This is a genomic window from Streptomyces sp. NBC_01216 (assembly GCF_035994945.1).
GTDB lineage: Bacteria > Actinomycetota > Actinomycetes > Streptomycetales > Streptomycetaceae > Streptomyces.
Window position 1 is genome coordinate 6,852,512 of record NZ_CP108677.1, and the last position, 10,221, is coordinate 6,862,732.

Consider the following 10,221-nt stretch of genomic DNA (forward strand, 5'->3'; position numbering starts at 1 on the left):
CGCCGGCATGCCGGAGGAGTTCGCCGGACCTCCTCGGCCGGTCCGGTTCAGGCGTGCGCGTTCCAGTGCGCGGGACGCTCGAGCCCCTGGGGCAGCCGGGTCGCCCGGTCGCCGCGCGCCGCGTTCAGCTGGGGCTGGGTGAGGAAGAGCGCGCCGGTCAGGTCCGCCCCCGACAGGTCGGCGTCCCTCAGGTCCGCGCCGATCAGGTCGGCCAGGGAGAGGTCCGCGCCGGAGAGGTCGGCCGCGATCAGCAGCGCGCCGCGCAGGTCGGCGCCGCGGAGCTTCGCCCCGCGCAGCCGGGCGCCCATCAGATCGGCGTTCCGGCGGTCCTTGGGCCTGCCGCCCGCCGCCGCCCGTGCCAGCGCGCTCGACCGGGCCAGCAGCGGATGGACCTCGGCCCGGACGTCCGTCAGGTCGAGTTTCTCGAGCAGGTCGGCGGAGCCCTGCGTGAGCCGCTCGACCCGGCTCAGGGCCCGGCGCAGCTCGTCGTGTACCGGACGGGCCGCGGGCAGGGCGAGCGCCTCGCCGAGATGGCGTGCGGTCTCCTGGAGGCGGAGCATCACCAGGAACACGCCGAACATCTGTTCCGAGGTCTCGGGCGCCTCGCGCCAGGAGACGCCGCCGAAGGTGACCTGCGAGACCTTCTGCCCCGCGCCGAAGCAGTCGAACACGGTGCACCCGGAGAAGCCACTCGGGCGCAGTTTCGTGTGGATGCCGCAGCGGAAGTCCGTCCGGAGGTTGCCGCACGGCTCGCCGGGGGACTTGTCCCTCGCGAAGTCCGCGGACCTGGCGAAGGGGAGCGCCACACAGCAGAGCCCGAAGCAGTTCGCGCAGTCTCCGCGCAGGGGGTCGGACATGGCGGTGGGGTTCCTTCGCGGGTCGGGGATGGATCTCCACCGTATCGCGCCGGTAGCCGCCGGTCCCGGGACCGTCTACGCCCCGGCGCCCTTCTCGGCCGCCACCGAGCGGGCCCAGCGGTAGTCGGCCTTGCCGCTGGGGGAGCGCTGGATCCGGTCCGCGAGCACCAGTCTGCGCGGGACCTTGTAGCCGGCGAGGCGGGCCCGGCAGTGCTCCTGCACTGACTCCAGGTCCAGGGCCGGCGCTCCCTCGCGCAACTGGACCACGGCCGCTACGCGGTTGCCCCACCTCAGGTCCGGGACTCCGGCGACCAGCGCGTCGTACACGTCCGGATGGGATTTGAGCGCCTGCTCGACCTCCTCCGGATAGACCTTCTCGCCACCGGTGTTGATGCACTGCGAACCGCGGCCGAGCACGGTGACGATGCCCTCCTCGTCGACCGTCGCCATGTCGCCGAGCAGGACCCAGCGCTCGCCGTCCTTGCGGAAGAAGGTCTCCGCGGTCTTCGCCGGGTCGTTGTAGTAGCCGAGCGGGACGTGGCCGCACTGGGCCAGACGGCCCGGTTCGCCCACGCGCACGGGTTCGCGGGTGGTCGGATCGACCACCCGTGTACGGGCGTTGACCTCCAGCCGGAATCCCCGCTCGGGGCCGGAGTCGTCCGTCGCCCTGCCGTTGGAACCGGACTCGGACGAACCGAAGTTGTTCAGCAGGAGCACGTTCGGCGCGAGTGCCTGGAACTGGGCGCGGACCGTCTCCGACATGATCGCGCCGGAGGAGGAGAGGCTGAACAGTGAGGAGAGGTCGGTCCCCCGCAGTGGACCGCGCAGCGCGTCCACCAGCGGCCGGAGCATGGCGTCGCCCACCAGGGACACGCTGGAGACCTTCTCCCTCTCGATGGTACGGAGCACCTCCTCGGGCACGTACTTGCGGTGGACGACCACGCGTTGCCCGTAGTGGAAGGCGATGAACGACGTGAGGGTGGACGTGCCGTGCATCAGTGGGGGAGTCGGGAAGAAGGTGATGCCCGCGCCGCCCGCGGCGACGCGCTCGGCCAGTTCCTCGGGCCGCGCCACCGGGTCGCCCGCCGGGTCGCCGCCGAAGAGACCCGCGAAGAACAGGTCCTCCTGGCGCCACATGACGCCCTTCGGCATGCCGGTGGTGCCGCCGGTGTAGATGACGAAGAGGTCGTCCGGGCTCCGCCCCGGGAAACCGCGCGCCGCGGAGCCCGCTGTCTCGGCGTCCGTGAACGCGACGCAGCCGAGGTCCGGCGCGTCCTCGGGCGGGGTCCCCACCCGCACGAGGTGCCGCAGCTTCTCCGTCCGCGGCAGCGCGGCCGCGACCCTCTCGGTGAACTCGGCGTCGAAGACGAGTGCCGTCAGGTCGGCGTCCCGATAGAGGTAGACCAACTCCTCCGCCACGTAGCGGTAGTTCACGTTCACCGGCACGATGCGGGCCTTGAGGCAGGCGAGGACGGTCTGGAGGTACTCGATGCCGTTGTACAGGTGGAGCCCCAGGTGTTCGCCGGGACGGACGCCGGAGTCGAGCAGGTGGTGGGCGAGCCGGTTGGCGGCGGCGTCGAGCTGCGCGTAGGTCAGCCGTCGTTCGGCTCCCGTGCCAGGGTGGTCGACGTACACGAGGGCCTCGCGGTCCGGGACCACGTCGACGACCGACTCGAACAGGTCGGCAAGGTTGTACTCCACCGTTCCTCCTGACCTCGTGATCGACGTGGCCCGAACGGGCCCGGCGGTCATTAGAGCGCCGACCGGCGGAGGGCGGAAGGGGAGACGCGAAAGAATCTGACTAAGTGTCAGAAAACTATTGAACTGGGCCCGCGCCTCCTGCAACCTGTTCCCGTCCGGAGACGGGAGGACGTCCATGGGTGACACCGAACACCTGACCGTGCGGCGCGAGGGCGCCACGCTGGTGCTCACACTCGACCGGCCGGAGGCCAGGAACGCGCTCTCCCTGCCCATGCTGGTGGGGCTGTACGACGGCTGGCTGGAGGCCGATGCCGACGACGCGATCCGCTCCGTCGTCCTGACCGGCGCGGGCGGGGCCTTCTGCGCCGGCATGGACCTCAAGGCGCTGGCGGGCAAGGGGATGGAGGGCGAGCGGTACCGCGACCGGATGAAGGCCGACCCCGACCTGCACTGGAAGGCGATGCTGCGCCACCATCGCCCCCGAAAGCCCGTCATCGCCGCCGTCGAGGGACCCTGCGTCGCGGGCGGCACCGAGATCCTCCAGGGCACCGACATCCGTGTCGCGGGAGCCTCCGCCACCTTCGGGCTCTTCGAGGTCGCACGGGGACTCTTCCCGATCGGCGGCTCGACGGTCAGGCTGCCCCGCCAGATCGCCCGCACCCACGCCCTGGAGATGCTGCTCACCGGCCGCCCCTACGACGCGGACGAGGCGGCCCGGATCGGGCTCGTCGGACGGGTCGTCCCCGACGGCGCCGCGCTGGACACCGCCCTCGCGATCGCCGAGCGGATCAACGCCTGCGGACCCCTCGCCGTCGAAGCGGTGAAGGCGTCCGTCTACGAGACCGCCGACCTGGCCGAGACCGACGGACTCGAGGCCGAACTCCGGCGCGGATGGCCGGTCTTCGAGACCGCCGACGCGAAGGAGGGCGCCCGTGCCTTCACCGAGAAGCGCCCACCGGTGTACCGCCGGGAATGACCGGCCCCGCCGACGGGGCCGCCACCCGACCGCACACCGACCTCCGAGGAGGAGCCCGCCCATGACAGCCCACCCCGAGACCCTGCGCGCCCCGCTCGTCGTCGAGTTCCCGTTCACCCGGTCCCTCGGCCCCGTCCAGTCCGCCTTCCTGACCGGTCTGCGCGAGCGGACGGTCCTCGGCGTGCGGACCGGTGACGGCCGCGTGCTCGTCCCACCCGTCGAGTACGACCCCCGGACCGCCGAGGAACTGGGAGATCTCGTCGAGGTCGCCGCCACCGGAACCGTCACCACCTGGGCCTGGACGCCCGAACCCCGTGCCGGCCAACCCCTGACGACGCCCTTCGCCTGGGTCCTCGTCCGGCTCGACGGTGCCGACACCGCACTCCTGCACGCGCTCGACGCCCCCGGTCCCGAGGCCGTGCGCACCGGCATGCGGGTCCGGATCCGCTGGGCGGCCGAACGCACTGGCGCCATCACCGACATCGCCTGCTTCGAACCGGCGGGGAGCGAGCCCGCGGCGCCGGCGGCGCGCGACCACGACGGAGTGTTCGCCGACCCCGTCACCCGCATCGTCGCGCCCGCCCGCCTCGACTACGTCCACAGCACCGGCCGCGCCCAGTCCGCCTACCTGCGCGCGCTCGCCGAGCGCCGGACCGTCGGCGAGCGCTGCCCCCTCTGCGCCAAGGTGTACGTCCCGCCCCGCGGCGCCTGTCCCACCTGCGGCGTCGCCACCACCGACCGGGTCGAGGTCGGCCCGCGCGGCACCGTCACCACCTTCTGCATCGTCAACATCAAGGCACGGCAACTCGACATCGAGGTGCCGTACGTCTACGCCCACATCGCCCTCGACGGCGCCGGGCTCGCGCTCCACGGCCGGATCGCCGGCATCCCCTACGACCAGGTCCGGATGGGCCTGCGGGTCGAACCCGTGTGGACCCGGAACGCCCGCTACCCCGACCACTACCGGCCCTGCGGCGAACCCGACGCCGCCTACGACACGTACCGGGAGCTGCTGTGACGCCGGACCGAGAGGTGGCGGTCGTCGCCTTCGCCCAGACCGTCCACCGGCGTCGCGCGGACGACATCTCCGAGGTCGAGATGGTCATGCCGGTGCTCCACGACGTGCTGCGGCGGACCGGCCTCAAGACCTCCGACATCGGCTTCACCTGCTCCGGGTCCTCCGACTACCTGGCCGGGCGGGCCTTCTCGTTCACCATGACCCTCGACGGGGTGGGGGCCTGGCCGCCGATCTCCGAGTCCCACGTCGAGACGGACGGCGCCTGGGCCCTGTACGAGGCATGGGTCAAGCTGCTGACCGGCGAGACCGACACCGCACTCGTCTACGCCTACGGCTCGTCCTCGCCCGGCTCCATCCGTGACGTGCTCACCCGGCAGCTCGACCCCTACTACCTGGCGCCGCTGTGGCCCGACCCCGTCGCCCTCGCCGCACTCCAGGCGCAGGCCCTCGTCGACGCGGGCGACACCGACGAACCGGCCCTCGCGGACATCGCCGCCCGCAGCCGCCGGGACGCCGCCGCGAACCCGCACGCCCAGGTGGCCGGTGCCCGTCCGCAGGGTGAGTACCTGGTCCGGCCGCTGCGCACCGGCGACTGCCCACCGGTCGGGGACGGCGCCGCGGCCGTGATCCTGGCCGCCGGGGACAAGGCCCGCGAACTGTGCGCGCGCCCCGCCTGGATCCGCGGCATGGACCATCGCGTCGAGGCCCACTCCCTTGGGGTGCGCGACCTCACCGACTCGCCCTCCACCCGCCTCGCCGCCGAGCGCGCGGGCGCCTTCGAACGGCCGGTCGACACCGCCGAACTCCACGCGCCGTACACCGCGCAGGAGGTCGTGCTCCGCAAGGCACTCGGCCTCGACGCCAGAGTGCGGGTCAATCCCTCCGGCGGCGCACTCGCCGCCAATCCGATCATGGCCGCCGGGCTGATCCGGATCGGCGAGGCCGCCGCCCGCATCCACCGGGGTGTCTCGCGCCGCACCCTCGCCCACGCCACCTCCGGGCCCTGTCTGCAGCAGAACCTGGTCGCCGTCCTGGAAGGAGACCCCGTCCCGTGAGCGGGGGGCCCGAGGCCCCGGGTCACGGCCGCCACCGAAACCGGCACCGTCGTGCCGCGCGCCCATGGACGGCGGAACCACCGGGGCGCCGGTTCGGGGGAAGCAACGAGAAGGAGGCAAGGTGTCCAAGGAACCCGTGGCCGTCGTCGGGATCGGCCAGACCAAGCACGTCGCCGCCCGGCAGGACGTCTCGATCGCCGGTCTCGTCCGCGAGGCCGCCTCGCGCGCTCTCGCCGACGCCGAGCTGACCTGGGCGGACGTGGACTCCGTCGTCATCGGCAAGGCCCCCGACTTCTTCGAGGGCGTGATGATGCCGGAGCTCTACCTCGCCGACGCCCTCGGCGCGGTCGGCAAACCGATGCTCCGCGTCCACACCGCCGGCTCCGTCGGCGGGTCGACCGCGCTGGTCGCCGCCCAACTGGTGGCTGCCCGCGTCCACCGCACCGTCCTCACCCTCGCCTTCGAGAAACAGTCCGAATCCAACGCCATGTGGGGCCTCTCGCTGCCCGTCCCGTTCCAGCAGCCGCTGCTCGCCGGTGCCGGAGGGTTCTTCGCCCCGCACGTCCGGGCCTACATGCGCCGCACCGGCGCCCCCGGCACGGTCGGCTCCCTCGTCGCCTACAAGGACCGCCGCAACGCGCTCAGGAACCCCTACGCCCATCTCCACGAGCACGACATCACGCTGGAGAAGGTCCAGGCGTCCCCGATGCTCTGGGACCCGATCCGCTACTCCGAGACCTGCCCTTCCTCCGACGGGGCGTGCGCCATGGTCCTCACCGACCGGGCGGGCGCCGCGCGCGCGCCGAGCCCGGCCGCCTGGCTGCACGGCGGCGCCATGCGCAGCGAGCCCACCCTCTTCGCGGGCAAGGACTTCGTCTCGCCACAGGCCGGCAAGGACTGCGCGGCCGACGTGTACCGGCAGGCCGGCATCACCGAGCCGCGGCGGCAGATCGACGCCGTGGAGATGTACGTGCCCTTCTCCTGGTACGAACCGATGTGGCTGGAGAACCTCGGGTTCGCCGAGGAGGGCGAGGGCTGGAAGCTCACCGAGGCCGGGGTGACCGCACTCGACGGCGACCTGCCGGTGAACCCTTCGGGCGGTGTGCTCTCCACCAACCCCATCGGCGCCTCCGGCATGCTCCGCTTCGCCGAGGCGGCGCTCCAGGTCAGGGGGCGGGCGGGGGAACACCAGGTGGACGGCGCACGAAAGGCACTCGGGCACGCGTACGGAGGGGGCGCGCAGTTCTTCTCCATGTGGCTCGTGGGCGACCGTCCGCCCGGCGCGTGAGGTCTGTCGGCGCCCGGAACCGCTCGCTACGCTGAGGTCCGGACGACGACCATGCGTGATGCGGGAGGAGCACGGACGTGGCGGAGAGCACCACCACCCAGCGGGCGTTCTCGGGCTGGGAGAAGCCGGAACTCGACCTCAGCGGGGCCGACTGGCGGTCGGGCACCCAGGGCGCGGGGGACGTCCAGATCGCCTTCGTGGAAGGCTTCGTCGCGATGCGCAACGGAGGCCGTCCCGAGACGCCTTCGTTGATCTTCGCCCCGGCCGAGTGGCGGGCGTTCGTCGTCGGCGCCCGCGAGGGCGAGTTCGACCCGACCTGAGTCTGACCGAGACGCCCCGAGCAGCCAGGCGACGGCGAAGCTCCCGGACGATCCGTACCAGCTAGACTTGCAGAGTTATGCAATTTACGAGTTCTGGATACGGTGGACGGGGGTCGCGGTGTGGCCGGGTTCGAGGAAGCGGCACTGGAACGGGTCCGCGAGGCGCGGGCTCGTCTCCAGGCTGCACGGGAAGCCGATGACGTCTTCGAGGAGGCACAGGCCGCGGAGGAGCTGGACGACGCCGTGCGCGTGGCCCACGACCACGGCGTGGTCACCGACGCCGACGAGAGCCGGTGAACCGGAAGGTGTCACCAGCCGGTCCGAGACTCAGTGGCGGCCCAACGGGCAGCGGGCCGTCGAGGCGCGCAAGCACGCCTCCGGACACGTGCTGGGCACGGTGGCTGACCTGGCGCGTGCGTTCGGCGGCGACCTCCGCCCTTCTCCCGTCGGGCCCGGCGACAGGTTGTCGTCCGCCTCGTCCCGCCGGAAGGTACCCCGCCGACCAGCAGGGACCACAGGGCCGTCCGGCCGTACGAGATCACCCGCCGCGGAAGCGGCTGGGCCGAGAGCCTGTCGGGTGGTCCGGCCGGCGTCCGGTCGAGGAGCCGGCACGAGGAAGGAAGACGCGTCATGACGGACGACCTGCCCGAGAAGGACACCGCTGCGGACCGTGAGAGGTGGAAGGAGAAGGGCGTCGCGATGCGGGCCTTCTTCTACATCTTCGGCACGCACGTGTTCGCCGGGTTCGTCTGGCTGTTGTTCTACGTGGGCCAGCACGCCCAGAAGTGAGACCCGCACGATCCCACAGATCACCGGTGTCGCGAGGACCGTGGGAACCCAAGCAGGAGACGGTACTGCCACGTCCGGGGGCTGAGAGCCTGTCGGGTGGCCTTCGACCGGCAGGCTCCGAGGCGGCCTGCCTCGCCGTGCCGCAGCCGTTCGGGGCGGGCTGCTCCGGTTTCACGCACGTCACCTGTCCCGGGGCGCCGAGGAAGCTGACCGTCACCGAGGAGTCGGTGGAGGATGCCCTGATGTAGATCGGGTGGCCCGCAGTCGTTGCGCAAGCGCAGGTCGAGGCTCCCCCAGGCCAGGGTCGCCTCCCGGCCGGCCGGGTAGCGCTCGATGCAGGAGGAGTGGGCCCCGTGCTCGACCGGCTCGACGCCGGCGAAGACGAGCGCGTTGCAGACGGTGGTGGCGACCGCCGAGACACCGCCGCCCGAGGTCCTTCAGGTACTGGCCATCCATGATCATCGTGCCGTCGACGAAGCCGTTGTCCGGCGTGCGTTCGCCGACCGTGCGGTTGAAGCTCCACACCTCGCCCGGCTGGACCACCGATCCGTCGATCAGCTCGACGGCCCGCCCGATGTTGGTCGTACGGTACGGGGCGGCCGGGAAGTTCACGGTGAACGTCGGCATCTGCTCGGTGATGCCTGCTGGCACGCACGCTGCCTGCGTTGCCGACATGCCCCGGTAGCTCCGCTACAGCAGCCTCCCGGGCGCCTTGGAATCGCACGCACCAGGCCGCGCCCGCCTGTCGATCGAAGGCCGCCCGACAGGCTCTAAGGTGGCCGGGTGTCCTCGTCCTCGCCGGCCCCCCGGCCCTCCGGCCCCCGGTCCGTCGACCGTGCCCTCGCCGTCCTCGACGCCGTCGCCGACGCCGACCGGCCGGTCAGCGCCAAGGCCCTGGCCCGGACGCTCGGCTGCGCCCTGTCGACCGTCTACCACCTGACCGGTCCGCTGATCGCCCGCGGGCACCTGGTACGCACCCCCGACGGGTACGTCCCCGGCCCACGGGTCCCCGCCCTGCACCGCGCGTTCCTGCGGCACCACGGCCTCGGCTCCCCGGTCGCCGGACTGCTCGCCCGGCTGCGCCGCGCCTCCGGCGCCGAGGCGTACTTCACCGCGTACCGCGACGGCCGGATCGTCGTCGTCGACACCACGGCGCCGGTGACCGACACCACCCACCCCTTCAGCCCCGGCCCCGAGGTCCGTGCCCACGCCACCGCACACGGCAAGGCCCTGCTCGCCGGGCTGCCGCGGGCGCTGAGCCGGAGCTATCTCGACGCCCACGGGATGGCACGCTTCACCGACCGTACGATCACCGGCCCCGAGCGCTTCGAGGCGGAGCTGGCCCGGGTCCGGGAACAGGGATGCGCCGTCTCCGTGGGAGAGGCGGACCCCGCGTACACCTGCTTCGCGGAGGCGCTTCCGAGGCCCGGTGACGGCAGTGCGTACGCCCTGTCCGTCTCGCTGCCCACCGCCGACTTCCGGCGTCGGCACGGAGAGGTCCGGGCGGCCCTGGCCCGGGCGGTTCCCCTGCTCGCCGAGGTCCTGCGGGGAGGTCCTTCCGAGGCCGCCCAGACATCCGTGGAAGCGCGTTTTCCGGCCCTGCCGGAATTCTGACCCGCCCGAATGGCCCGGGTGCCGCCCGTGCCGCACGCTCGTCCCATGATCTTCATCGCCGTTCGTTTCACCGCACGTCCCGAGTACGCCGACAGCTGGCTCGACCGCGTCGCCGACTTCACCCGCGCCACCCGCGAGGAGCCCGGCAACCTGTTCTTCGACTGGTCGCGCAGCGTGGACGACCCGAACCAGTTCGTTCTCCTGGAGGCATTCGCCGACGCCGAGGCCGGCGCGGCGCACGTCGCCTCCGCGCATTTCGAGGAGGGTCTCCGGACGATGGGCGAGGCGATCGCCGTCACTCCCGAGATCATCAACGCCGAGGTGCCCCAGCAGGGCTGGGGTCCGATGGGTGAACTCGCCCGCTGACCGCTGACCGCTGACCGCTGGTCGCCCGGCGTCCGCCCCCGCGCCTTCGTCCGGCGCCGCGCGGGCCCCTCCGGCGCGGGCCCCTCCGGCGCGGGCGCCCGCGCCGTCCCCCGTCGCGTTCGCCGTTCGTGTGCGGGCTCTCACCGCCGGTGCGCGCGGGTGCGGCCCCCCGTCGCACCCGACAGACTGGACGGACACGAGACTGGACGAAACACGCCGCACGCGGGTTTGGGGGTG

The 10,221-nt window shown here is 72.5% G+C and carries 11 protein-coding genes and 1 pseudogene; 9 read left to right on the forward strand and 3 right to left on the reverse strand.

What is annotated here, in order from left to right; all coding sequences use genetic code 11:
* Positions 1-47 precede the first annotated feature (47 nt).
* On the reverse strand, positions 48-857 hold the full coding sequence (locus tag OG393_RS31100; RefSeq protein ID WP_327378031.1) for a pentapeptide repeat-containing protein: 810 nt from the start codon (positions 855-857) through the stop codon (positions 48-50).
* Positions 858-932: 75 nt separating this feature from the next.
* Positions 933-2,558: an acyl-CoA synthetase gene (locus tag OG393_RS31105; protein ID WP_327378032.1), complete on the reverse strand. Its 1,626-nt coding sequence runs from the start codon at positions 2,556-2,558 to the stop codon at positions 933-935.
* A 175-nt stretch (positions 2,559-2,733) separates the two neighbouring features.
* On the opposite strand from OG393_RS31105, the gene OG393_RS31110 reads away from it, so the two are divergent.
* The 7 genes from OG393_RS31110 to OG393_RS31140 all read left to right on the forward strand — a co-directional run bounded on the left by OG393_RS31110 (position 2,734) and on the right by OG393_RS31140 (position 8,004).
* A complete protein-coding gene (locus tag OG393_RS31110; protein WP_327378033.1) occupies positions 2,734-3,534 on the forward strand; it encodes a crotonase/enoyl-CoA hydratase family protein in 801 nt (266 codons plus the stop codon).
* Between the two features lie 61 nt (positions 3,535-3,595).
* Positions 3,596-4,552, forward strand: a complete 957-nt coding sequence (locus tag OG393_RS31115) for a Zn-ribbon domain-containing OB-fold protein (protein ID WP_327378034.1) — start codon at positions 3,596-3,598, stop codon at positions 4,550-4,552.
* Positions 4,549-5,607, forward strand: a complete 1,059-nt coding sequence (locus tag OG393_RS31120) for a thiolase domain-containing protein (protein WP_327378035.1) — start codon at positions 4,549-4,551, stop codon at positions 5,605-5,607. The genes OG393_RS31115 and OG393_RS31120 overlap by 4 nt, the downstream gene beginning before the upstream one ends.
* Before the next feature lie 121 nt (positions 5,608-5,728).
* Positions 5,729-6,895: a thiolase domain-containing protein gene (locus tag OG393_RS31125; protein ID WP_327378036.1), complete on the forward strand. Its 1,167-nt coding sequence runs from the start codon at positions 5,729-5,731 to the stop codon at positions 6,893-6,895.
* A 77-nt stretch (positions 6,896-6,972) separates the two neighbouring features.
* Positions 6,973-7,215: a DUF397 domain-containing protein gene (locus tag OG393_RS31130; protein ID WP_327378037.1), complete on the forward strand. Its 243-nt coding sequence runs from the start codon at positions 6,973-6,975 to the stop codon at positions 7,213-7,215.
* A gap of 120 nt (positions 7,216-7,335) precedes the next feature.
* Positions 7,336-7,512 (forward strand): hypothetical protein, encoded by a 177-nt coding sequence (locus OG393_RS31135; protein ID WP_327378039.1) that lies wholly within the window; start codon positions 7,336-7,338, stop codon positions 7,510-7,512.
* Between the two features lie 333 nt (positions 7,513-7,845).
* Positions 7,846-8,004, forward strand: coding sequence for a DUF6126 family protein (locus OG393_RS31140; RefSeq protein WP_327378041.1), 159 nt, complete (start codon positions 7,846-7,848; stop codon positions 8,002-8,004).
* Between the two features lie 196 nt (positions 8,005-8,200).
* Here OG393_RS31140 and OG393_RS31145 read toward each other — a convergent pair.
* Positions 8,201-8,646 (reverse strand): annotated as a pseudogene (locus tag OG393_RS31145) (VanW family protein); the annotation flags it as partial.
* A 141-nt stretch (positions 8,647-8,787) separates the two neighbouring features.
* Between OG393_RS31145 and OG393_RS31150 the strand changes: the two are divergent.
* Positions 8,788-9,618, forward strand: a complete 831-nt coding sequence (locus OG393_RS31150) for an IclR family transcriptional regulator (RefSeq protein WP_327378042.1) — start codon at positions 8,788-8,790, stop codon at positions 9,616-9,618.
* 45 nt (positions 9,619-9,663) lie between these two features.
* The gene (locus tag OG393_RS31155; RefSeq protein WP_327378043.1) at positions 9,664-9,984 is read left to right on the forward strand and encodes a putative quinol monooxygenase; all 321 of its coding nucleotides are present in this window, start codon (positions 9,664-9,666) and stop codon (positions 9,982-9,984) included.
* Positions 9,985-10,221: the final 237 nt, after the last annotated feature.